14 protein-coding genes and 3 pseudogenes are annotated in these 23,100 nt (G+C 71.6%); 12 read left to right on the forward strand and 5 right to left on the reverse strand.

Features of this window, described 5'->3' with window-relative positions; translation table 11 throughout:
- Positions 1–62 precede the first annotated feature (62 nt).
- The 5 genes from ACLQ2T_RS15450 to ACLQ2T_RS15470 all read left to right on the forward strand — a co-directional run bounded on the left by ACLQ2T_RS15450 (position 63) and on the right by ACLQ2T_RS15470 (position 11,324).
- Complete coding sequence (locus ACLQ2T_RS15450; protein WP_425766821.1) at positions 63–5,567, forward strand: non-ribosomal peptide synthetase/MFS transporter; 5,505 nt, start codon at positions 63–65, stop codon at positions 5,565–5,567.
- A gap of 1 nt (position 5,568) precedes the next feature.
- Positions 5,569–7,068, forward strand: a complete 1,500-nt coding sequence (locus ACLQ2T_RS15455; RefSeq protein ID WP_425766822.1) for a class I adenylate-forming enzyme family protein — start codon at positions 5,569–5,571, stop codon at positions 7,066–7,068.
- A 29-nt stretch (positions 7,069–7,097) separates the two neighbouring features.
- On the forward strand, positions 7,098–10,154 hold the full coding sequence (locus ACLQ2T_RS15460) for a non-ribosomal peptide synthetase (RefSeq protein WP_425766823.1): 3,057 nt from the start codon (positions 7,098–7,100) through the stop codon (positions 10,152–10,154).
- A 3-nt stretch (positions 10,155–10,157) separates the two neighbouring features.
- On the forward strand, positions 10,158–10,424 hold the full coding sequence (locus ACLQ2T_RS15465) for an acyl carrier protein (RefSeq protein WP_425766824.1): 267 nt from the start codon (positions 10,158–10,160) through the stop codon (positions 10,422–10,424).
- Positions 10,425–10,652: 228 nt separating this feature from the next.
- Complete coding sequence (locus tag ACLQ2T_RS15470; RefSeq protein WP_425766825.1) at positions 10,653–11,324, forward strand: hypothetical protein; 672 nt, start codon at positions 10,653–10,655, stop codon at positions 11,322–11,324.
- A gap of 134 nt (positions 11,325–11,458) precedes the next feature.
- Here the strand turns inward: ACLQ2T_RS15470 and ACLQ2T_RS15475 are convergent, their stop codons facing one another.
- Complete coding sequence (locus ACLQ2T_RS15475; RefSeq protein ID WP_425766826.1) at positions 11,459–12,952, reverse strand: FAD-dependent oxidoreductase; 1,494 nt, start codon at positions 12,950–12,952, stop codon at positions 11,459–11,461.
- Between the two features lie 200 nt (positions 12,953–13,152).
- Here ACLQ2T_RS15475 and ACLQ2T_RS15480 point away from each other — a divergent pair.
- From ACLQ2T_RS15480 to ACLQ2T_RS15500, 5 genes and pseudogenes are all read left to right on the forward strand, one after another.
- A pseudogene (locus ACLQ2T_RS15480) lies at positions 13,153–13,494 on the forward strand (ArsR/SmtB family transcription factor); the annotation flags it as partial.
- A gap of 96 nt (positions 13,495–13,590) precedes the next feature.
- A pseudogene (locus ACLQ2T_RS15485) lies at positions 13,591–13,863 on the forward strand (ArsR/SmtB family transcription factor); the annotation flags it as partial.
- A gap of 1 nt (position 13,864) precedes the next feature.
- Positions 13,865–14,980, forward strand: a complete 1,116-nt coding sequence (arsB, locus tag ACLQ2T_RS15490; protein ID WP_425766828.1) for an ACR3 family arsenite efflux transporter — start codon at positions 13,865–13,867, stop codon at positions 14,978–14,980.
- Positions 14,977–15,228 (forward strand): hypothetical protein, encoded by a 252-nt coding sequence (locus ACLQ2T_RS15495; RefSeq protein WP_425766829.1) that lies wholly within the window; start codon positions 14,977–14,979, stop codon positions 15,226–15,228. Before arsB ends, ACLQ2T_RS15495 begins: the two co-directional genes overlap by 4 nt.
- Before the next feature lie 8 nt (positions 15,229–15,236).
- Positions 15,237–15,680, forward strand: a complete 444-nt coding sequence (locus ACLQ2T_RS15500) for an arsenate reductase ArsC (protein ID WP_425766830.1) — start codon at positions 15,237–15,239, stop codon at positions 15,678–15,680.
- Between the two features lie 86 nt (positions 15,681–15,766).
- On the opposite strand, the gene ACLQ2T_RS15505 is transcribed toward ACLQ2T_RS15500, so the two are convergent.
- The 4 genes and pseudogenes from ACLQ2T_RS15505 to ACLQ2T_RS15520 form a co-directional block, all read right to left on the reverse strand.
- Positions 15,767–17,404, reverse strand: coding sequence for a CotH kinase family protein (locus ACLQ2T_RS15505; protein WP_425766980.1), 1,638 nt, complete (start codon positions 17,402–17,404; stop codon positions 15,767–15,769).
- Positions 17,405–17,428: 24 nt separating this feature from the next.
- Positions 17,429–17,932: pseudogene (locus tag ACLQ2T_RS15510) on the reverse strand (chitobiase/beta-hexosaminidase C-terminal domain-containing protein); the annotation flags it as partial.
- Complete coding sequence (locus ACLQ2T_RS15515; protein ID WP_425766831.1) at positions 17,830–18,654, reverse strand: polyphosphate polymerase domain-containing protein; 825 nt, start codon at positions 18,652–18,654, stop codon at positions 17,830–17,832. The gene ACLQ2T_RS15515 and the pseudogene ACLQ2T_RS15510, both read right to left, overlap by 103 nt.
- Complete coding sequence (locus ACLQ2T_RS15520) at positions 18,651–19,256, reverse strand: DUF4956 domain-containing protein (RefSeq protein ID WP_425766832.1); 606 nt, start codon at positions 19,254–19,256, stop codon at positions 18,651–18,653. The genes ACLQ2T_RS15515 and ACLQ2T_RS15520 overlap by 4 nt, the downstream gene beginning before the upstream one ends.
- Positions 19,257–19,676: 420 nt before the next feature.
- On the opposite strand from ACLQ2T_RS15520, the gene ACLQ2T_RS15525 reads away from it, so the two are divergent.
- Together ACLQ2T_RS15525 and ACLQ2T_RS15530 are read left to right on the forward strand one after the other, a co-directional pair.
- Positions 19,677–21,368: a cellulose binding domain-containing protein gene (locus ACLQ2T_RS15525; protein ID WP_425766833.1), complete on the forward strand. Its 1,692-nt coding sequence runs from the start codon at positions 19,677–19,679 to the stop codon at positions 21,366–21,368.
- A gap of 242 nt (positions 21,369–21,610) precedes the next feature.
- A complete protein-coding gene (locus tag ACLQ2T_RS15530; protein ID WP_425766834.1) occupies positions 21,611–22,981 on the forward strand; it encodes an endo-1,4-beta-xylanase in 1,371 nt (456 codons plus the stop codon).
- Positions 22,982–23,100: the final 119 nt, after the last annotated feature.

A 23,100-nucleotide genomic window follows, 5' to 3' on the forward strand; every position in this document is an offset into this window, starting at 1 on the left:
CGCGTTCTCCGATGTGCCGTGCAAACTACTGACTCCCATCCGTCATCGGAGTGAGGCGCTGCGTGACAAACGTTGACGCGCCGGCGTGGAGTGCTGCCCGCTCGCCGGAACTACCCCGATCCACCGACCGCCCGCGTCTGTCGTTCGGCCAGGAGAGAATCTGGTTCACCGAACAGTTGACCCCGGGCACCGCCGCCTACGTCATCTACTCGACGGTGCGGCTGCACGGCCCGCTGGAGATCGACCTGCTCCGGGCCGCCCTGGACGCCACCGCCGCCCGACACGACAGCCTGCGGATGCGGTTCACCGAGAACGCCGACGGGGAACCGGTCGTGCAGGTGGTGCCCGAGGTGCGGGTACCGGTCACGGTCACCGCCGCCGAATCCGACCAGGCCGCCCGAGAACTGGTCGCCTCAGCCGTCGACACCCCCTTCGACCTGACCACCGCGCCGCTGCTGCGGGCCCTGGTGGTCCGGATCGACGACGAACAGCACCTGCTGCATCTGGCGATGCACCACATCGTCAGCGACGGCTGGTCGCTGGACATCGTGCTCGGCGAGGTCGCCGCCACCTACGGCGCGCTGCGTGACGGCGGCACCGCCCCCGAGGCCCCGACGACCGCTTACCTCGACTACGCCGCCTGGCAGCGGGCCCGACTGGACGGCCCGGCCAGCGGCGACGGGTTCGCCTACTGGCGTACGACGCTGACCGACGTACCGCCCCTGGAACTGCCCACCGACCGGCCCCGCCCGGTCGTGCTGTCGTACGCCGGGAGCACCCACCGCTTCGCCTTCGACCCCGACCTGACCGACGGGCTGCGCCGACTCAGCCGTACCCACCGCAGCACCCTGTACATGACGCTGCTCACCGGCCTGCAAGCCGTCCTGTTCCGCTACAGCGGCCAGCGGGACTTCGCCATCGGCACACCGGTCGCCGGCCGGGTCGTACCGGAGCTGGAACGGCTGGTCGGCCTGTTCGTCAACACCCTGGCCCTACGCGCCGACCTGTCGCCGATCGACACCGGCCCGGACAGCCCCGCCGAGCCCAGCTTCGCGGCCCTGCTCAAGCGCACCCGGGGCACCGTGATGCGGGCGCTGGCCCACCAGGAGGTCCCGTTCGAGCGGCTGGTCGCCGACCTCAACGTGGCGCGCGACGTCAGCCGTACCCCCGTCTTCCAGGTGTTGTTCACCCTCCAGAACTACGACCAGGGCGGCATCGGTTGGCCGACCGGGCTGCGGGCCGAGGGGGTCGGCACGGACGCCTCGACCGCCCGTTTCGACCTGTCCCTGTACGTCGGGGAGAGCGCCGACGGCCTGCGCGGCATGTTCGTCTACAACACCGACCTGTTCGACGCCGCCACCGTACGGCGACTGGCGGCCGGCTTCGAGACCCTGCTGCGCGGCGCGGTCGCGGCCCCGGACCGCCCGGTGGTCGACCTGGACCTGCTCGACCCGGCCGAGCGGGACCGCACCCTGGCCCTGGGGCGACCCGACACCGACGACACCACCGGGGTCACCGGCGGCGCGACGACCCTGGCCGAGCTGTTCGACCGGCATGTCGCCGCCACCCCCGACGCCCCGGCGGTGGTCGGTGAACAGTCGCTGACCCTCACCTACCGGGAGCTGGACCGCCGGGCCAACCAACTGGCCGCCTGGCTGCGCGGGCGGGGTGTCGGCCCCGACAGCCTGGTCGGGGTGTTGCTGGAACAGTCCGTGGAGTTGGCCGCCACCCTGCTCGGGGTGCTCCGCGCCGGCGGTGCCTACCTGCCGCTGGATCCGGAGCAGCCGGCCGCCCGACTGGGCCTGATGCTCGCCGACGCCCGCCCGAGCATCGTGTTGACCAGCTCCGACCTGCGGGACCTGCTGCCGGCCGAACTGAACACGGCCTGCCTGGACGAGGTAGCCGCCGACATCGCCGCCGCCCCGGACACCGCACCCGAGGCCACCGCGACCGGTGACGACCTCGCCTACGTCATCTACACCTCCGGCTCCACCGGCGTCCCCAAGGGGGTGGCGGTGGCCCACCGGCAGGTGCTGCGCTACCTCGACGGGGTAGCCGACCGGTTCGCCGTCGTCCCGGCCGCCCGGTACGGGCTGTTGCAATCGATGTCCTTCGACTTCAGTGTCACCGTCTTCTATCTAGCGCTGGCCACCGGAGGTGCGGTGCACCTGCTGCCCCGCCGGTGCACCGGCGCGGAACTCGCCGAGCGGCTGCGGGCGCGGCACATCGACTACCTGAAGATCACCCCCTCGCACCTGACCGCGCTCACCGCCGACGCCGAACCGGATGACCTGCTGCCCGCCCGGGCGCTGATCCTCGGCGGCGAGGCCTCCGAACTGGAGCGGATCGCCCCCCTCGCCGCCGGCGGGGCCCGGGTGTTCAACCACTACGGCCCCACCGAGGCCACCGTCGGCGTGACCACCTACGAGGTACCCGCCACCGAGACCGGTACCGGCCCGGTACCGATCGGTCGGCCCCTGCCACACGCCCGGGTCTACCTGCTCGACGAGCGGATGCGCCCGGTGCCGGTCGGGGTGCCCGGCGAGCTGTACCTCGGCGGCGACCGGCTGGCCCGTGGCTACCTGAACCAGCCCGAGCTGACCGAGCAACGGTTCCTGCCCGACCCGTACGGCCCACCCGGCGCCCGCCTCTACCGCACCGGCGACCTGGCCCGCTGGCGCAACGACGGGCAGCTGATGTTCCTCGGCCGACGCGACCACCAGGTGAAGATCCGCGGCTACCGGGTCGAACTGGGGGAGATCGAGGCCGCCCTGCGGGACTGCCCCGAGATCCGGCAGGCGGCGGTGCTGCTGCGCGAGGACCGGCTGGTGGCCTACCTGGAACCGGCCACCGAGGCGGACCCGCCCCAGCCGACGCAGCTGCGCCGTCGACTGGCCGAACGGCTGCCCGAGCACATGCTGCCCAGCCGCTGGGTGCTGCTGGACCGGCTGCCGTTGCAGGACCACGGCAAGGTGGACCGGCGGGCCCTGCCCGCCCCGACCGACGAGCCGACCACCGGTGCCGAGCAGGTGGCGCCGGAGGGGCCGGTGGAGACCCTGATCGCCGGGATCTGGCAGGCGGTGCTCGGGGTCGCCCAGGTCGGCGCCGGGGACGACTTCTTCGATTTGGGCGGGCACTCGCTGCTGGCCACCCAGGTGGTGGCCCGGCTGCGGCGGGAACTGCCGGAGGTGCTCGGCGCCGCCGCCCCGACGGTCAGCGTGATGGACCTGTTCCGCCACCGCACCGTACGCGAACTGGCGCAACTGGTCGGCGGCGGCGCTGCCGGCGGCAGCGGGCTGCTGTACGAACTGACCCCGCCGGTGCCCGCCGGACAGCGCGTCGCCACCCTGGTCTGCGTCCCGTACGGCGGCGGCAGCGCGGTGGTGTACCAGCCGCTGGCCGACGCGCTGCCCCCCGGCCACCGGCTGCTGTCGGTGGCCGTACCCGGACATGACATCGGGGTGGCCGACGACCCCGCGCCCATCGACCAGGTCGCAGCCGAGGTCGTCGCGGAGATCCTGGACCGGGTCAGCGGTCCGCTGATCCTCTACGGACACTGCGGCCCCGGTGGGGCCCTGGTGGTGGAGGTGGCCCGTCGGCTGGAGGCGGCCGGCCGGGAGTTGGAAGCGGTGTACCTCGGCGCGGTCTTCCCCTTCGGCCGACCCGCCGGTGGCCTGCTCGGCCCGCTGCTGCGGCTGCGACTGGCCGAACGGCTGCGCAGCGACCGGATCTACCGCACCTGGCTCCAGGCCCAGGGCACCAACATCGGGCAACTCGCCCCCGAGGAGGCGCGGTTCCTGATCCGGGCGATGCGCCACGACGCCGAGGTGTCCGAGGAGTACTTCACCGAGCTGATGCGCCAGCGGGTGACCCCACTGCGGGCGCCGATCATCTCCGTGGTGGGGGAGCGGGACCGGGGCACCGAGTTCCACGAGGAGCGCTACCGCGAGTGGCACTTCCTCAGCGACCGCGCCGCCCTGGCCGTGATCGACGAAGGGGGCCACTACTTCCTCAAGTACCGGGCCGCCGAGCTGGCCGAGATCGTCACCGAGGTGCACCGGCGCATCGACACCCCCACCCCGGCGGTCGACGAGAGGCCCACCGTGGTCGACCCCGAGCCCGCCTGGCAGTTGGTCGCCGTCTCCGACCGTGGCTCCGAACCGCCACCGACCGCCCGGAGCCGGACGGACACAGCGCCACCACCGAGCATGCGGCGCTTCGGCATGGTCGCCGCCGGGCAGATCACCTCCGGCCTGGGCACCGCGCTGACCACCTTCGCCGTACCACTGTGGATCTACATCCAGACCGGCTCACTGGCCCGGTTCGCGCTGTTCGCCGTACTGGCGCTGCTGCCCGGCCTGCTCATCGCGCCGTTGGCCGGCGCGCTGGTCGACCGGTTCAGTCGGCGGGCCGTCCTGCTGACGGCCTGCGCCGCCGCCGGCGGCGGCAACGCCGCGCTGGCCGTACTGGTGCTTCTCGACCGGGTCGAGATCTGGCACTTCTACCCCTTCACCGCCTGGCTGTCGGTGGCGCTGGCCTTCCAGCGCCTGGCCTTCGTCTCGGCGGTGCCGCAACTGGTGCCCAAACGGTTCCTCGGCCACGCCAACGGCCTGGCCCAGACGGCCGTCGGCCTCACCCAGTTCGTGGTGCCGCTGGCCGCCGTGGCCCTGCTCCAGGCCGTCGGACTGCGCGGCATCCTCCTGGTCGACGTGGCCTGCTACATCTTCGCCATCACGGTGCTGGCGGTGGTGAAGTTCCCCCGCACCCTGGCCCTGCAACGCCGCGAGAGCATCGGCGCGGAGATCCTCGCCGGGCTGCGGTACGCGCTGCGCCGCCGGGAGTTCCGGGCCATGCTGACCTTCTTCGCGGCGCTGAACCTCTTCCTCTTCCCGGTGCTGTTCCTGCTCTCCCCGCTGGTGCTCGGCTTCGCCGACCTCGACGAGGTGGCGCAGGTGGCCCTCACCGGCGGGATCGGGGCGGCCACCGGCGGCCTGGTGATGCTGGTCTGGGGCGGCCCCCGGCACCGCCGGATGCGCGCGGTGCTGCTGGGCACCCTCGGCATCGCCGTGGCCGCCATGCTGACCGGGCTGCGCCCCAACCTGGCCCTGATCGCCGCCGGAGCCTTCGGGATGTACGCCTGTCTGGCCATCGTCAACGGGGTCTACGCCACGATCATCCAGACCAAGGTGCCGCCGCGTGTACACGGCCGGGTCTTCGCACTCAACCAGATGGTCGCGCAGTCCACCCTGCCCCTGGGCTGGGGTCTGATCGCCCCGGCCGCCGCCCGGATCGCCGAGCCGATGCTGCTGCCCGACGGTGCCCTGGCCGACACGGTCGGCGTCGTCCTCGGAGTCGGCCCGGGACGCGGCCACGGCCTGCTCTACGTGCTGTTCGGGCTCTGCATCGCGGTCACGGCACTGGTCTCGCTGGTGATCCCGGTGCTGGCCCGCTTCGACGACCAGGTGCCCGACGCCCCGCCGGACGACCTGGTCGGCATCGAGGAACGCCAGGCCCGGGCCGCCGCCGGCGCGACCAGCCCGGTACCGGCCCCTCGGAAGGCGGCCTGAGGTGGCCACCACGACCCCCGTACCCCGTACGGTGCCGGACCTGCTGGACTGGCGCGTCGGCCTGCACCCGGAACAGGTGGCCGTCGAGGTGCACGGCGTGGCCACCCTGACCTTCGCCGACTGGGCCGCCGAGTCCCACCGGCTGGCCGCCGCCCTGCTGGCCCGGGGCCTGCGCCGGGGTGACCGGGTGGGCCTGCTGTTCGGTGCCCACGACTGGACCCGCTTCGTCGTCGCGTACTGCGGGGTGCTGCGGGCCGGCGGGGTGGCCGTGCCGCTGTCCGACCGGCTCGCCCCCGGACAACTCGAGTACGCGCTGACCCACTGCGGGGCCACCGCAGTGCTGCACGGCGACGGGGCCCCCGCCCCGGCCGTGCCGACCGGGCTGCCGGTCTGGACCTGCGCGGACCTGCTCACCGAGGCGGCCCCCGAGCCTTTCGACGCCGCGGCGGCCCGCCCCGGTGACCTGGCCCAGATCCTCTACACCTCCGGCACCACCGGGCGGCCCAAGGGGGTGGCGGCCAGCCACGCCAACCTGACCGTCGGGGCACCCCGGCATCCCCGCCGGCTGGCCCTGGCCCACTCCCGGCGGTTCCTGCACGCCTTCGCCATCGGCACCAACGCCGGGCAGACCATGCTGCTCAACGCGCTCACCGCCAAGGCCGGTGCGTTGACCCTGCCCCGCTTCACCCCGGTCCGGTTCGCCCGGCTGGTCGAGGCACCCGGCACCGGCACCGTCTTCGTGGTCCCGTCGATCGCCGTCGAACTGCTCGACTCCGGCGCGCTGCGCGGGCGGGACACCAGCGGGGTGCAGCTGATCGGGTCCACCGCCGCGCCGCTGGCACCGGCGGTCGCCGCCCGACTGGCCGAGGTCTTCCCGGCGGCGACCATCGTCAACTACTACACCTCCACCGAGGCGGCCCCGGCGCAGACCACGATGATCTACGACCCGGCGCGGCGGGACGCGGTCGGCCGACCGGTCGGCGGGCAGCTGATGGTCGCCGACGCCGACGGCAACCCGCTGCCGGTCGGCAGCACCGGCGACGTGTGGCTGCGGGCCCCCTTCACCCGCGCCTACTACCGGGACGAGGCCGCCAATCGGGCCACCTTCCGCGACGGGTGGGTGCGGATGGGTGACATCGGCCGCCTCGACGCCGACGGGTACCTGTACCTCACCGACCGGCACCAGGACGTGATCAAGACCGGGGCGTTCAAGGTCTCCACCCTGGAGGTGGAAGCGGCACTGTACGAACACCCCCTGATCGCGGAGGCCGCCGTGGTAGGGGTACCGCATCCCGTTCTCGGCTCGGCGGTCGCTGCCGCCCTGGTACCCCGCCCACCGGCCGGCCCGGACGACCTGACCCTGCCGGTGGTCCGCGGCTTCCTCGCCGACCGGCTGGCCGACTACCAGTTGCCCGCCCGAGTCCTGGTGCTCGACCGGCTGCCGCACAACGAGGGCGGCAAGGTGCTCAAACGGCAGCTCACCGACCTGTTCGAGAAATGACCACCACCAGCACAACCAGGGGAGCAGATGTGGGCACCGCCGAGGCGACCTACGCACAGCACGCGGTCTGGTTCACCGAGCAGGCCGGGACCGCCGGCACGGCGTATCACATGGCGTTGGGGGTACGGTTCGGCGCCGAACTCGACACGCAGTCCCTCGTCGCGGCCTGCACGAGCGTGATCGAGCGGCATCCGATCCTGTCCGCCCGGTTCACCGGCGACGACGACGGCACCCCCCGCCTGGCCCCGGCCGACACCCGCCCCTCGGTCGGCCTCGGTGACCTGACCGAGGCCCGGATCGCCGAGGAGATCGCCCGCCCCTTCGACCTGCACACCGGACCCTTGGCCCGGTTCACCCTGCTCACCGGCGTCGAGGGTGACCACCTGCTGCTGGTCACCGCACACCATGTGGCCTTCGACGGCACCTCCAAGGACGTCCTGGCCCGGGACCTGGCCGTCGCGTACGCCGCCGCCCGGGCGGCGGAGCCGACCGGCCCGCCGACCCGCGCGGACGACCACACCGGCCTGGCCGCGGCCGAACAGCAGCGGCTCGCCGCGGACCTGCCCGCCGCCCGCGAGTACTGGGCCCGGCACTGGTCCGGCCCCGGTGACGTGGTCCTGCCCGGTCTGCGTCGGCTGCCCACCGGCGCCGAACCCGGTGCCACCGTGGCCGCGGACCTGCCCGCCGAACTGGTCGAGGGGGTCGACCGGCTGGCCGCAACGCTGGGCGTGACCCGCTTCGAGGTGCTCTTCGCGGCGCTGCACGCCCTGCTGGCCCGCTACGGCAACCAGCACACCCCGGTGGGGGTGTCGTTGTCCACCCGTACCCCCGAACAGGCCGACCTGGTCGGCCTGTTCGTCAACGAACTGCCGGTCGCCGCCGAGGCCGCCACGGCCACCTTCCGCGACCACGCCCAGGCGCTGCGGGCCCGGCTGCGTGAGGTGTACCGGCACCGGGCCGTGCCGCTGGCCCATGCCGTGCCCGGCCTGCGTCCGGCACCGGCGCTCACCCCGGTCAGCGTCGGCTACCGGCGGCGTGCCGCCGAACCGGTTTTTCCCGGGGTGCCCAGCCAGGTGGAGTGGACCCTGTTCAGCGGTGCCGCCCGCAACGCGTTGCACGTGCAGATCGTCGACGCGCCCATCGGCATCACGGTCGGCCTTCAGCACAGCCCCACCGCCATCGACACCGACGCGGTACGCCGCATCGGCGGACACCTGCACACCCTGCTCGCCGCCGTGGTCGCCGACCCGGACCGGCCGGTGGCGCGGCTGCCGCTGCTGTCCGACGAGGAACTCGACCAGGTCATCCGGGCCGGCACCGACACCGCCCGCAGCTATCCGGTGGCGACCGTGCCGGACCTGTTCGCCGCCCAGGTCGCCGCGGCCCCGGACGCCCCGGCCGTGGTCGACGGTGACCTGACGCTGAGCTACCGCCGACTGGACGAGGCCAGCCGGCGGCTGGCCGGAGCGTTGCGGCAATGCGGCGTCGGCCCCGCATCGCTGGTGGCGATGCCGCTGGAGCGGTCCTGGCAGGCGGTGGTGACCATGCTGGCGGTGCTGCGCTGCGGCGCCGCCTACCTGCCGATCGACCCGGCTCACCCGGCCGCCCGGCAGGAGGCGGTGCTGGCCGACGCCGCCCCGGCCCTGGTGGTGACCGCCACTCCGACCGTCTCGGACCGGCCCACCCTCGCCCTGGACGAGGTCGCCCTGCTCGACGGCCCGGTGCCGCCGGAACCCGCCGAACGCCCCGGTGCCGACGCGCTGGCCTATGTGCTCTACACCTCCGGTTCCACCGGCCGTCCCAAGGGGGTGGCGGTGTGCCACGGGCCCCTGGCGAACGTGCTGTTCGGGTTCCGGGACCTGCTGGGCAGCGGGCCGACGCACCGTTGGCTGCACCTGACCTCGCTGTCGTTCGACATCTCCGGGGTGGAGGTCCTGCTGCCCCTGGTCACCGGCGGGCAGGTGGTGGTGGCTTCGAAGGTCAGCGCCCTGGAGGGCGCGGCCGTGCTGGCGTTGGTCCGTGCGGCCGGCGTCACCCACGCCCAGGCCACCCCGTCCGGCTGGCGGGTGCTGCTGGAGGCGGGCCTCGGCGCCCCGGGCGACCCCACGCCGCCGCTGGTCGCGGTCGCCGGTGGCGAGGCGCTGCCGGTCACCCTGGCCCGGGAGCTGCGGGCCCGCACCGCCCGGTTGATCAACGGGTACGGGCCGACCGAAGCCACCGTGTACGCCACCGTGGCCGACATTCCCGCCGACCCGGCTGAGGTCACCATCGGCACTCCGCTGCCGAACGTGCGGGCGTACATCCTGGACACCGCGGGTCTGCCGGCGCCCATCGGCCTGCCCGGTGAGTTGCACCTGGCCGGCGCCGGGCTGGCCGCCGGCTACCTGGGGCGCGACGACCTGACCGGGCAACGCTTCGTACCCGACCCGCACAGTCCCGTCGGCGGCCGGATGTACCGCACCGGTGACCGGTGCCGGTGGCGGCCGGACGGGCAGATCGAGTTCCTCGGCCGCACCGATCACCAGGTCAAGATCCGGGGCCACCGGATCGAGCTGGGGGAGATCGACGCCCGGCTGCTGGACCACCCCGGGGTGGCCGAGGCGGTCACCGTGCTCCGGCAGGACACCGACGAGCCGCGCCTGGTCGCCTACCTGGTGCCCCGACCGGGGACTGTGCCGGAGCCGGCTGAGCTGCGTCACCATCTCGCGTCGAGCCTGCCGCAGGCGGCCCTGCCCAGCGACTACGTCACCCTCGACCGGCTGCCGTTGAACGCCAACGGCAAGGTGGACCGGGCCGCGCTGCCCGCCCCGGCCGAACGGCCGACCGAGGTCGAGGCCACCGGGCCGGTCGACGACGATCCCCTGGTCGCGCAGTTGCGGTTGATCTGGCAGGAGGTGCTGCGGCTCCCCGACATCGGGGCGCACGAGGACCTGTTCGACCTGGGTGGACACTCGTTGACCATCACCCGGATCAGCGGCCGCATCCAGCAGCGAATCGGGGTGGAGGTACCGCTGGACGCCTTCTTCGACACCCCGACCATCGCCGAGATCGCCGACATCGTCCGACAGCTGAAGAAGGAGTCCTGAGACGTGGCTGACACGGAACTGCGCGAGCGGCTCGCGGCCCTGGTGGGTGAGGCCACGGCGGGCGAGGTGGCGGCGGCCGAGGTGCTTACCGGCGACTCCCTGATCGCCCTGGGCGTCGACTCACTCGCACTGCTGCGCCTGGTCGACGCGATCGAGCTGGAGTACGGCGTCGAGATCGACCTGGCCGCCGCGCCCGCCCTGGACACCCTCGACGACCTGGTGGCCCTCCTGACCGCCACCCGCCCGGCACCCGCCGCCGACCAGGCCTGACCGGTCGCCCGGGTTTGGCGCCCGCCGTCGGACCGGCCTGATCGGTCGGTTCGGGTTGGCGCCGCCGTATCGCCGATATGGCGGGGTCAGCCGGTGCGGGATACCGCCATTGTGGCGTAACGGCGGTCTCCCACCGGAGGCCGCCACCTGCCGGCGTTGATGATCGCATTGGCCGGCACCACCGTGCGCTAATCTCCCAGCCAGATGGTCGTCGATGCGAGGAGCGTGATGTCCCCCAAGACCGGAAAGCCCTCCTACCTGCTCGATCCGCCCGCCCGCAAGGCGTCTGCCCGGACCCGCCTGCTCGCCGGCATCGCCGCGGCGGCGCTGGCTGCCGGCCTGCTCGGCGGGCTGATCGGCTACTCCGTGGGACGGCCGAGCGAGACCGAGGCGAGCATCGCGCGGCTCCAGCAGGCCGAGGCCGAGCGCGACGTGCAGCAGATCATCGAGCTCACCGAGCTGGCCCACCGCACCGGAGACGAGCTGTCGCCCATCCTCACGGCCGTCCGACAGGCCTCGGAGGCCGGTCGCCCACCCGAGGCGGCCCAGGTCGGCCAGTGGCAGCAGACCATGCGCCGGCTGACCCAGGCGTTCGCCGACCCGCCGTCGGGTACGACCGCCACCAATGTCGCCCGTGGCGGGCTGCGCAGCTCGGTGGAACAGGCCGCCATCGCGGTCGACTCGCTGGCTCTGCCCGCAGCCGCTGACCCGGCCGAGGAACGGCTGAGACTTGCCGCGCGGCAGGCCGCCGTCGCCGTGACCACCTGGTCGGTGGCGGCCACCCAGCTGGACCAGATCAACATCGACGCCGGACAGGGCCACCAACACGTACACCTGGACACCGGTGGCGCGGACGGCGCCCTGGCCCCCGACGGTGCGGCCGAGGGACACGGCGGCTGATTCGCCGCCGACCCACACCCCGGTCGGTGGGGCGGCGGCGGGTGTCGGTCCGCAGTCCCGCCGCGCCCACACCCGGGTGGTCCCCGCCGGCATCGGCCCGGCGGGGATCCTGGCGGTGGTGGTGGGGCGGCCGGTCACCCCTCGCAGCAGCCGCCACCGGGGGAGAGGCTGACCAGAGACAGGTCCCCGCTCGGGGCGGTGGAGCAGACGCCGGTCTCGGGTAGGTCCAGCTGCACGTCACGGGCGGCGGTCCAGTCCCCGGCGAGGGCCGCGGCGATGGAGCGGACCTGCTCGTAGCCGGTGGCCATCAGGAAGGTCGGGGCGCGACCGTAGGACTTCATGCCGACGGCGAAGTAGCCGGGTTCGGGTTGGGTGAGTTCGTCGACGCCGTGCGGGCGGACGGTGCCGCAGGAATGGTCGTTCGGGTCGATCAGCGGCGCCAGTGCCCGGGTGCAGCCCAGCACGGGGTCGAGGTCGAGGCGCAGTTCGGCGGCGATGCGGTGATCGGGTCGGAAGCCGGTGGCGGCGATGATCCGGTCGGCGGTCAACGCCCGCCCGTCGGCGGCGGTCAGCCGGACGTGCCCGTCGACGGCGGAGACGGCGTGCACGGCGAAGTCGGTGACCAACCGGACCCGACCGGAGTCGGCGAGGAGCTTGACTCCGGTGCCCAACGCCCCACGGCCGGGTAGCGCGTCGGCGTCCCCGCCGCCGATCGCCCGGTCGATGGAGCCGCCCCGGGTGGCCCAGGTGATGGTGGTGCCCGACTCCTGGCCAGCCAGTTCGGCGAGCGCGAGCAGGGTGTTCGCGGCGGAGTGTCCCGCGCCGACGACTACGGTGTGGCGGCCGGCGAATCGGTCGCGGTCGGTGCCGAGCACGTCGGGCAGCGCGCCGTCGATCAGGGTCCTGGTCTGGGGGTCGGTCTCGCCGTGCGCGGGGAGCCCGTTGGCGCCGAGCACGTTCGGGGTGTGCCAGGTGCCGGAGGCGTCGATGACCGCTGAGGCGAGGACGTCCTCGCCGGTGGCCAGGCGGACGACGAACGGCGCCTGCTCACGGCCGGCGGTCCGGACCCGGTCGACGCCGACGCGGCCGATCGCCGTGACCGGGGCGTCGTGGCGGACGTGCGGGGCGAGCTGCGGCAGCATCGCCAGCGGCCGCAGGTACGCCTCGACCAGTTCCGCGCCGGTGGGCAGCGTGTCGGGGTCGGGGGCGACCCAGCCGGCGGCCTCCAACAGTCGGCGGGCGGCGTGGTCGACGTTGTACCGCCAGGGCGAGAACAACCGTACGTGTCCCCACTGGGCCACTGCCGCCCCGGCCGAGGGTCCGGCTTCCAGCACGGTGAATGGGATTCCCCGCTCGTGCAGGTGCGCCGCCGCGGCCAGCCCCACCGGGCCGGCGCCGATGACCACGACCGGGTGTGACCCGTCGACCCGCCCGGCCTGCCCGGTCGTCCGGGCCGCCACGCTGTCATCAGTCGTGGCTGATGCGTCGCCGGGGCTGCAGCAGCCTGCGTCCGCCTCGGCTGTCTCGACCTTCGCGCCCGGGGTGCCGCCCGCACTGGCCTGTGCGGCGGCCTGCTCGACTGCCTGGGTGGCGCCGCAGCACGCTGCGGCGCTCTGGTCCTCGTTCATGATGACGACTCTCCCTGCTTCCTGACGTGGGTAAACGCGTTCCGCCGGACACCACGCCCCGATGCGATCGCGCAAGCCGGTCGACAGCCGTGACCCTGTGTGGGCCACGGACATCAGCCCCCGCTGATCGGTGACTCGACTCTTGTCGAACTGACGCCCCCTACCTTGCATCGTTGCTAGACGACTGTCAAGCTAGACGCATGTCGGTCCTTTCCGTGCTGGACACCGCTGTGGCGCAGGGCTGTTGCCCGCCGCTGTCGGTGCAGCCTCTCGCGCCGCAGGTCGCCGGCGAGCTGGCGCCGCTGTTCAAGGCGTTGGGTGACCCCATCAGGCTGCGGCTGCTGTCACTCATCGCCTCCACCACGGAGGTCTGCGTCTGTGACCTGACCGAGGCGTTCGACGTGACCGGGGCGACCATCTCGCACCACCTGCGGGTGCTGCGCGAAACCGGCATGGTCGACTGCGAACGCCGGGGCACCTGGGTCTACTACTGGGTGCGCAGGGAGGCTCTGGATCTGCTCGGCAACCTGTTGACCAGTGACACCGACAGATCGCCCCGTGCCATGTCGGCGGTGTCGGACACTCGACCCGACTCGAATCAGGAGGCGCTGATATCAGCCGATCCTGATGTGGTGCGGTTGTTGGCGGACCCGCTGCGGGCGCAGATCGTGCGGATCCTCGCCACCGGCCCGGCGACCACCTCGCACCTGGTCGCGGACACCGGAGCGAAGCAGCCCAACGTGTCCGGACATCTCAAGCTGCTGCGTGAAGCCGGCGTCGTGACCGCCGAGCCACGCGGGCGCTTCACCTACTACCGGCTCGTACCGGACGTCCTACAGGGTGCGGCGCTGCACCTGGCGGACCTCGCCGCGCAGGCCCGGGCCCACTGCGAGAACTTCAGGACCTGCTGACATGACGAACACCACCACGGCTGGCGACGTACCGCCGGCGGTTGTCGCGCGACTGTCGTGCCTCGACCGGTTCCTCCCGCTGTGGATCGGTCTGGCCATGGCCGCCGGTCTGCTGCTCGGCCGGATCATCCCCGGCCTGAACGCCGCCCTGGAAGCGGTCACGGTCGGCGGGATCTCCCTGCCGATCGCGTTCGGCCTGCTGGTCATGATGTATCCGGTGCTGGCCAAGGTCCGCTACGACCGGCTCGACTCCGTCACCGGCGATCGTCGGCTGCTGCTGTCCTCGCTGCTGCTCAACTGGATTCTCGGCCCGGCCCTCATGTTCGCCCTCGCCTGGATCTTCCTCGCCGACCACGCCGAATACCGCACCGGCCTGATCATCGTCGGCCTCGCCCGTTGCATCGCCATGGTCATCATCTGGAACGATCTGGCCTGCGGCGACCGCGAAGCCGCCGCCGTTCTCGTCGCCCTCAACTCCGTGTTCCAGGTCCTCGCGTTCGGTCTGCTCGGCTGGTTCTACCTGTCCGTGCTGCCGGACTGGCTCAACCTGGCCGGCGCGCAGTTGCAGGTGTCCGGGTGGGACATCGCGGTCAACGTGTTGATCTTCCTCGGCATCCCGCTGCTCGCCGGCTACCTCACCCGTCGGCTCGGCGAACGCGCGAAGGGCCGCACCTGGTACGAGAACCGCTTCCTGCCGAAGATCGGACCGGTAGCCCTCTACGGGCTGCTCTTCACCATCGTCATCCTGTTCGCTCTGCAGGGCGACGCCATCACCTCGCAGCCGTGGGACGTCGTGTTGATCGCGGTGCCGCTGCTGGTCTACTTCGCGGTCATGTGGGCCGGCTCCTACGCCCTCGGCCGGGCCATCGGGCTGAACTACGAACGCACCACCACCCTCGCTTTCACCGCCGCCGGCAACAACTTCGAACTAGCCATCGCCGTGGCCATCGGTACGTTCGGCGTCACCAGCGGCCAGGCCCTCGCCGGTGTCGTCGGTCCGCTCATCGAGGTCCCGGTGCTGGTCGCCCTGGTCTACGTCAGCCTCGCCCTGCGTCGACGTCTGTTCCCCGCCGACCCGGTCACCCAGCCTGCCACGGTCTCCCGGAGCCGGTCATGAACCAGATGCCGACGCTGCTCACCGTCGACGCCGTGCCGGAAAGGGTGGCCGCCGCAGCCGTGCTCGCCGAGGTCGGTATCGACCTCGGCGACGCCTGCCCCATCATCAGTGGCAAGCGCTACCTGGACTGGGACCTGGCGGACCTCACCGACGATGACCTCGACGTGACGCGCGCCGTGCGCGACGACATCGACACCCGCGTGCGGGCGCTGCTCGAAGACCTCACCGACCACCGCACCCACCGATAGGAAGATCCGTGTCCGACGACAAGCCCAGCGTCCTGTTCGTCTGTGTGCACAACGCCGGCCGCTCCCAGATGGCCGCCGGCTGGCTGCGCCACCTCGCCGGCGACAGCGTCGAGGTCCGCTCCGCCGGGTCCGCCCCCGCGAAGACCATCAACCCCGCCGCCGTCGAAGCCATGCGCGAGGTCGGCATCGACATCACCGACCAGACCCCCGAACTCCTTGAGTACGACACCGTCGAAGCGTCCGACGTCGTCATCACCATGGGCTGCGGCGACGTCTGCCCCGTCTTCCCAGGCAGACGCTACGAGGACTGGAAGCTCGAAGACCCGGCCGGCAAGGGCGTCGAAGCCGTGCGCCCGATCCGCGACGAGATCAAGACCCGCATCGAGGAACTGCTCGCTGACCTCATCCCGACGACCGGATCAGGTGGGGCTGCCGCAGCGAGGCGAGGGTGAGTCCATCCCGGTCGAGCTGATCTAGGACGGAGCAGATGTTCCTGGCACCGGAGCGGGCTGCCCGGTGCCAGGAACGGATCACCCGGTCAGCTTGCCGTGCAACTCGGTGTCGGGGCGGTGTTCGTGCTGCCGAACGTGCCGAGGAAGCCGAACGTGGTGCTGGCGCCCGGGGCCAGGGTGCCGTTGTAGCTGACGTTGCGGGCGGTGACCGCCGATCCCTGGCTGGTGACGGTCGCGTTCCACGCCTGGCTGATCGTCTGCCCGTTGGCGAAGGTCCAGGTCACCGTCCAGTTGCCGATCGCGGCCGAGCCGGCGGTGACCCGTACCTCGGCCTGGAAGCCGCCGGTCCACTGATTGGTCACCGCGTACGTCGCCGTGCAGGCGTTCCCGCCCGGCGGCGGGGTGGTCGGCGGGGGAGTGGTCGGCGGGGGAGTGGTGGTGGGGCCGCCCCAACCGGCGGTCGAGTCCAGCCACGCGGCGCGGCGCAGCATCCAGTCCCGCAGGTACTGCACCTGTCCCTGCCAGGTCGGTGCGGTCGGGGTGATGAACGGGCCGATCATCCGGGTGCTCAGGTTCGGCCAGCGTTGGAAGTTTCGCTGCGCCGCGTTGGTCAGCGGCGTGCTCAGCGAGTTGAGGCGGGACTGCAACGCCGCGTCGGACAGCGGGCCGCGGCGCAGCGTCTGCCAGCGCAGCCGGACCTGGTCGACGAAGGCCGGGTCGCGCAGCAGTTGCGTGAACCAGTCGTTCGCCAGCGGCTGTCGGCCCTGCTGGTGCTGCCAGCCGGAGGTCTGGTCGTTGGCGAAGTAGCCGCCCACCCCGAAGCTGAGGTCGTAGTCCCACAGCGGCCCGGCGAAGATCTTGGTGTCCCGGTCCTTGTAGAAGTACGCGCTGCGCACGTAGGAGTCCATCTCCCGGCTCAACTCGTTGACGATGAGCTGGTCGATGAAGGAGTCCACGTCGATGTACGCGCGATAGCCGGTCGTCGGGTCGGCGAAGTTCGGTGCCCGCAGCACGTTGTGGAACTCCTGGATGTGGTTGCGTAGCCAGTCACGCTGCTCCGGTTGCAGCGGGGACGGGTCGGCGACCTCCAGGTAGTTCCAGCAGGTGGCGGCGGGACCGGTGCACGGCAGAATCGGTTCCTCGGCGGCCATCCACTCGAACTTGAAGATGTAGCCGCCGGTGATCCTCGGCAGCGTCCGGTCGTCGGCGCGCAACTGCTTGAGGTCGAGGCGGTTCTTCGAGTTCTTGATCGTCTCCACGATCATGTAGACGCCCATGTAGTCGTCGGCGCCGACCGGCCCGGCGTCGGTGTTGAGATAGAACTCCGCGAAGGCGTACCGGGGAGCGGGCAGGCCCATCTCCCGACCCAGGTCGTAGACGAACGCCTCCCGGATCAGCGCCTTGTCGGTGAACGGGCCGCGCAGCACCCAGTCCGAGTCGGCCGGCATGCCCAGCACCGGATAGTCGGCGTCATCGTCGTCGTTGTCCCAGAACTCGATCCGGTACGGCGTCTTGTCGAAGCTCGACGACGACTGCCCGCGCAGCCGGAACCCGGCGCGGGTCGCCACGGTGGGCGCGGCGGCCAGCGAGGTGTTGCCACCACCGGGCTCGAAGATCATGGTGGCGGCGTCGAAGTAGTCCCGCTGGGGACGCCCGGCCCCGTACGAGTCGATCAGGATCACTGGCAGGTCGTGGGCGGTGGTGGTGTTGCGGGCGACGTACATGGCGGTGCCGGGTGCGCCGGTGGCCGTCTGCCCGACGAAGGCCTGGGCCCGCAGTTGGGTGGTCCGGGTCAGCCGCAGCGGTGAGCCGGAGTAGAGCGTCGACTGCGCGGTGGGCAGCCGCCCGTCGGTGGTGTATCGGATCTGGGCGTCGCTGACGGTGGTGCCCAGCGACACCGCGACCTCACCGGCGAAGGTGCCGCTGGGTACGGAGAAGGTGATGTCCCCCAGCAGGTCGTCGGCGGCGGCGGTGGCCGCAACGGCCTCGGTGGCGGAACGGTTGCCGGTGGCGGAACGGTCGCCGGTGCCGGTGGGTTCGGCACCGGCCGGCGGTGGAGCGGGGACGAGGAGTCCGGCGACCAGCACGGCGGCGGCGACGACGCCGATGCCTCGCGCCGGGGCGGCCACGATGCGTGTGCTGCGCAGTGTCAGACGCACGATGCCTCCTGGACGGATCGAGGGGTGGTGGATGGTGCGGTGCCCGCCGACGACGTGACGTCGCGGAAGTGGCGGCGCAGCGTGCGTCGCCACGGCGAGTCCGGCAGTTCCGGTCGTAGGGCGGCGAGCCCGGTGGCGTACTTGGAGATGCGCACGGGCCGCGTTCCCCGCTGCCACAACAGCCGATCGGCAGCTGAGGCGGCCCGGGTGGTCTTGGTCTCGACCACGGCGAGGTCGGGCAACCGCAGCGTACGGTCGCCGTCCTGCCAGGTCAGTTCGGTGTCGACGGTGACCCGGCTGGCGGTGGCGGGCAGCAGCAGGGTCACCCGTTGATAGGTGGTGACCAGCACCGGATCCAGCGGGCTGTCGGCGAGCGGGCAGATGTCCTCGCGTTCCAGTGCCTCCTGCACGAAGGCGCGGCCGGGATGCACGGTGGCGCGGTCCTGTGGCCGGTACGGCAACCGGTGCTTGGTGATGCTGCCCCGTGCTCCACTGATCTTGACTTCCAGCCAGCACTGCGCGGAGTCCAGGTAGCTTCGGGTGCGGACCTTGAAGCGCCTGCGTCGCCGGTACGCCGCGCAGTGGTAGCTGGCCAGCCGGGGGGTGTCGAAGTACACCGACTCGTAGCGGAACACGCGGGCGGCGTCGATCTCCAACACCCGGGCGCACGCGGACAGCTGCGCCAGTAGCTGCGACACCTCCTCCAGGGGTACGAGGTACTTACGGTCGACACGGGTCTGCAGCGCGGCCTGGTCGACGAGTTCGGTCAGCCCGACCGGCGCGAGGTCCGCCAGGGGCGCGGTGATCGGGGTCATCGGCCTGCTCCCGCCTGAGCGGGTCGGCCGGCGGCGACCGGGGCGCCACCTCGGCCCCGCACCGAATACCGCACGTCGACCAGGGTGGTCTCGTTGACCATGTCGAGTCGCTGCACGGTGGCGGTGTGCACCCGGGCGCCGAGCAGTTGCTCCAGCTGGGCCACGAGCGTGACCTGGTCGGTGACGGCGGAGTCGAGCACGATGATCTGGTGCCGGTAGTGGCGGAGCAGCCGCGGGTGGTCGCCGAGGAACATCACCACGAGGATGAGGCCCATCAGCCCGCCACTGAGCCAGACCGAGGTGGTGCTCAACGCGCCGAGGATGCCCAGCGCCAGGGCCGAGAAGTAGTAGGCCACCTCGTGTTGGTCGAGCTCCGTCGAGCGCAGCCGGATGATCGACAGTACGCCGAACAGCGCCAGCCCCAACCCGAGCCCGGCGCCGACGTTGCTGGCGCTCAGCGCGCTGGCCACGGCGAGGACGCCGACGTTGACTCCCAGATAGGCGACGACGAGATCGCGGCGACGGTGGCGTGGGAAGTAGAGCCCGAAGACGAGCAGTACCACCGCGCAGATGTCGATGGCGAACAGGACGAGCTGCGGCATCTCGTACGTCCTCCTGGGTCGCTGCCGCGTCGGCCCGGCGTTGTCCACGCGGTTCGCGACCGCCGTGGACGAGCAGCCGAACGCAGCCGAAACTTCCGGTTAACTTGCGGGAACTATTTCGGGAATAGTAGACCAACACATTGAATGTGGTCAATCACGCTGTCGTTTCCCGGGATGTGTGGGTGGGGTGGGGCGCGCCAGCGATCCGGCTACCGGCGACAGATCTCCTGCTCGCGGCGGATTGCGAACGATCTTCGACCGCCCGGGTCGACTGTCGGGTGGTTTCTGAAACTTCCGGCACCGGAAGTCCCCGAAACCATATTGACATCGATCGCTCACCCGGCGGAAACTCGCCAGACTGGCGATCGACAGATGTCGATCTAGCTCCGATCCGATCCTCTGCCCGGAAGGAGACCTTCGGTGATCAACCGTAAGGATCGCTTCACGTTCCGATGGACGGTCGCCCTGCTGGCGGTCCTGGCGGTCGTGGCATCGGTGACGGTGACAGCACAGACCCGGTTCGCCCGGGCCTCGGGTGGCGAAGCCTTGGTCGCCGCACCCGTGGAGGACGAGGGGGCGGACTGTTCCGTGACCATTCCCGGTCAGCTCACCGCGAACTCGCGGCTGCCTGATCCGTTTCGCCGGATCGACAACACCCGGATCTCCGCGAAATCGGATTGGCGCTGCCTGCGCGCGGAGACCAAACGGTTGGCGGAGCGGTACGTCTACGGTGAGAAGCCGGGTAGACCGCAGAGCGTTTCGGGCACGGTCACCAGTACCAACATCACCGTGAACGTGGCTGACAACGGCCGCAGCGCCAGTTTCTCCGCGAGCGTCGCGCTGCCCAGCGGCACCGGACCGTTCCCGGCTGTCGTCGTCCTGGGCGGATTCGGCGCGGACACGGCCGCCATCCGGGCCGCTGGCGCCGCCGTCATCAACTACGACCCGCTCGCCGTAGGGCGGGAGGGCACTCCACGTAACAACAAGCAGGGCGCCTTCTACAGCATCTACGGCTCATCCGCCGGCACCGGGCTGCTCGCCGCCTGGGCCTGGGGCGTGAGCCGGATCATCGATGTCATCGAACAGTCGAACCGCACCATTCTTCGAGCCGACGCGACCGGCGTGACCGGCTGTTCCCGGTACGGCAAGGGTGCCCTCGTCGCCGGCGCGTTCGACCAACGCATCGCGCTGACCATGCCGATCGAGTCCGGCTCCGCCGGCTCTCCGATCTTTCGCGGCATCCCTGGTGAGTCCGGTGCCCAGCCGTTGAGCAGCGCCTACGGCGAACAGCCCTGGCTCGGTGATGCTTTCGGTTCGTTTACCGGAAACCCCGCCAACCTGCCGGTGGACACCCACCAGACGTTGGCCCTGGTGGCACCGCGCGGGCTGTTCATCATGGACAACCCGCACATCGACTGGCTGGCCGCCCGATCCAGCAGTGTGGCCGCCCTGGCCGGTGCGGAGGTCTACCGGGCGCTCGGCGCGGCCGAGAACATCACCTACTGGTCCGACGTGCAGGACGGTACGCACTGCGCCGCCAGGTCGGAGTGGCGGGCGCCGCTGCAGCAGCACATCCAGAAGTTCCTGTTGAAGACCGGCAGCAGTACCGGCACCTTCCGGATCTCCAGCCGGAAAGCCGGCAACCTCGCCGAATGGCGGGACTGGCAGACTCCCACCCTCGTCGACGGCCCGACGACCCCGCCCCCGTCGACGACCCCGCCCCCGTCGACCACCCCGCCCCCGTCGACGACCCCGCCCCCGTCGACCACCCCGCCTCCCTCGACGACCCCGCCTCCGTCGACCACGCCGCCGCCCGCTGGGGGTGGTTGCACGGCTGTGGCGTCGATCAACCAGTGGACCGGTGGTTTCGTCGCCACGGTGCGGGTGACCGCCGGATCCGCACCGCTCAACGGCTGGGCCGTGACCGTTTCTCTGCCGGCCGGGGCCGGCGTGACGAACGCCTGGAACGCCACCCAGAGCGGCAGCGGCGGCACGGTCACCTTCACCAACGCCAGCTACAACGGATCGGTTGCCGCGGGCCAGTCGACGGAGTTCGGCTTCCAGGGCACCGGCACGGCTCCCGGACTGTCTCCCGCCTGCGTCGCCCGATAGTTCCGGGCACGTCCGATCCACGCCCCCCGGGTGCGAAGCGCCCAACTTCGCACCCAGGGTGGCGTCGAAACTTCCGGTAAACTTCCGGAAACCATTGACGGGCGTGAAACTGCGCTGAAATACTTCCGGCCAGTAAGGCCGATGCGATCCCTTTGTCAGGGAATCGCGGGCATCGTCCCTATCCCGCGAGTCCGGATTCATGCTGCCCGCCCTCGGGCCACCGGACCCGGAAGGAGCATCAGATGAGCAAGGATTCCTCCCGAGCACCCGGACGGCCGAGACGGCTGCGAGCGGCCCTGGCGCTGTCCGCCGTCGGTCTGATGGCAGCGGCGGGTGCTGTGGTGCTGCCCAGCAACGCCAGCGCCGCCGAGGCCACCCTCGGTGCCGCGGCAGCACAGAGCGGACGCTACTTCGGCACCGCGGTCGCGGTGAACCGGCTCAACGACTCGGCGTACACGAACATCCTGAACCGCGAGTTCAACCAGGTCACCGCCGAGAACGAAATGAAGATCGACGCGCTCCAGCCGCAGCAGGGGCAGTTCAACTGGGGCAACGGCGACCGGCTCGTCCAGCACGCGCGCAGCCGCAACATGCAGGTCCGGGGCCACACCCTGGCCTGGCACTCGCAGCAGCCGGACTGGATGCGGAACATGTCCGGCCAGCAGCTGCGTAATGCCATGCTCAACCACGTGACCCAGGTCGCCACCCACTACCGCGGCCAGATCGCCTGGTGGGACGTGGTGAACGAGGCGTTCGAGGACGGCTCCAGCGGTGCCCGCCGCAACTCCAACCTGGAGCGCACCGGCAGCGACTGGATCGAGGCGGCCTTCCGCGCCGCGCGCACCGCCGACCCGAACGCGCAGCTGTGTTACAACGACTACAACATCGACAACTGGAACGACGCGAAGACCCAGGCCGTCTACCGGATGGTGCGGGACTTCAAGCAGCGCGGCGTGCCGATCGACTGCGTCGGTCTCCAGTCGCACTTCACCGGCGGGTCGAACTACCCGAGCAACTACCGCACCACCCTGTCCAGCTTCGCCGCCCTCGGCGTCGACGTGCACATCACCGAGCTGGACATCCGCAACGCGCCGAGCGACGCCTACCGCAACACGGTCAACGACTGCCTCGCCGTCCCGCGCTGCAAGGGCATCACCGTCTGGGGCATCCGGGACTCCGACTCGTGGCGGTCCAACGAGAGCCCGCTGCTGTTCGACGGTGGCGGCAACAAGAAGGCCGCCTACACCGCGGTGCTCAACGCGCTGAACAGCGCCGCCCCCGGTGGCGGCGACCCGACCACCCCGCCGCCCGGCACCACCCCGCCGCCCACCAACCCCGGCGGCTGCACCGCGACGATGACCCCCGGCCAGGTCTGGGGTGACCGTTACAACACCTCGGTCACGGTCAGCGGCGCCAACAACTGGTCCGTGGTGGTCAACATCACCCCGCCGCAGCGGATCTCCGCCACCTGGAGTGGCAGCCCCACCTGGGACGGCAGCGGCAACGTGATGACGATGCGCTCCAACGGCAGCGGCAACACCTTCGGCTTCACCACGATGATGAACGGCAACTCCGGGGCCCGACCCCAGGTCGTGTCCTGCACCGCAGGCTGATTCACACCACCACCGGTCGTGGGGCCGGGGGGGGGGGCCCCCCCGGCCGCCGCCCTGTGGGGGGTACGGCGGGCCACCCCCCCCGCCGGTAACGCCCCCGCCCCGCAACCGCCGAGCCC

It is taken from the genome of Micromonospora sp. DT229 (assembly GCF_049844505.1).
GTDB lineage: Bacteria > Actinomycetota > Actinomycetes > Mycobacteriales > Micromonosporaceae > Micromonospora.

What these genes read in the sequence shown, in the direction of transcription:
- ACLQ2T_RS15470 (WP_425766825.1), top strand. Translation starts at nt 10,653, where the DNA reads ATGTCCCCCAAGACCGGAAAGCCCTCCTACCTGCTCGATCCGCCCGCC.
- ACLQ2T_RS15475 (WP_425766826.1), bottom strand. Translation starts at nt 12,952, where the DNA reads ATGAACGAGGACCAGAGCGCCGCAGCGTGCTGCGGCGCCACCCAGGCA.
- arsB (WP_425766828.1), top strand. Translation starts at nt 13,865, where the DNA reads ATGACGAACACCACCACGGCTGGCGACGTACCGCCGGCGGTTGTCGCG.
- ACLQ2T_RS15495 (WP_425766829.1), top strand. Translation starts at nt 14,977, where the DNA reads ATGAACCAGATGCCGACGCTGCTCACCGTCGACGCCGTGCCGGAAAGG.
- ACLQ2T_RS15505 (WP_425766980.1), bottom strand. Translation starts at nt 17,404, where the DNA reads ATGTACGTCGCCCGCAACACCACCACCGCCCACGACCTGCCAGTGATC.
- ACLQ2T_RS15515 (WP_425766831.1), bottom strand. Translation starts at nt 18,654, where the DNA reads ATGACCCCGATCACCGCGCCCCTGGCGGACCTCGCGCCGGTCGGGCTG.
- ACLQ2T_RS15520 (WP_425766832.1), bottom strand. Translation starts at nt 19,256, where the DNA reads ATGCCGCAGCTCGTCCTGTTCGCCATCGACATCTGCGCGGTGGTACTG.
- ACLQ2T_RS15530 (WP_425766834.1), top strand. Translation starts at nt 21,611, where the DNA reads ATGAGCAAGGATTCCTCCCGAGCACCCGGACGGCCGAGACGGCTGCGA.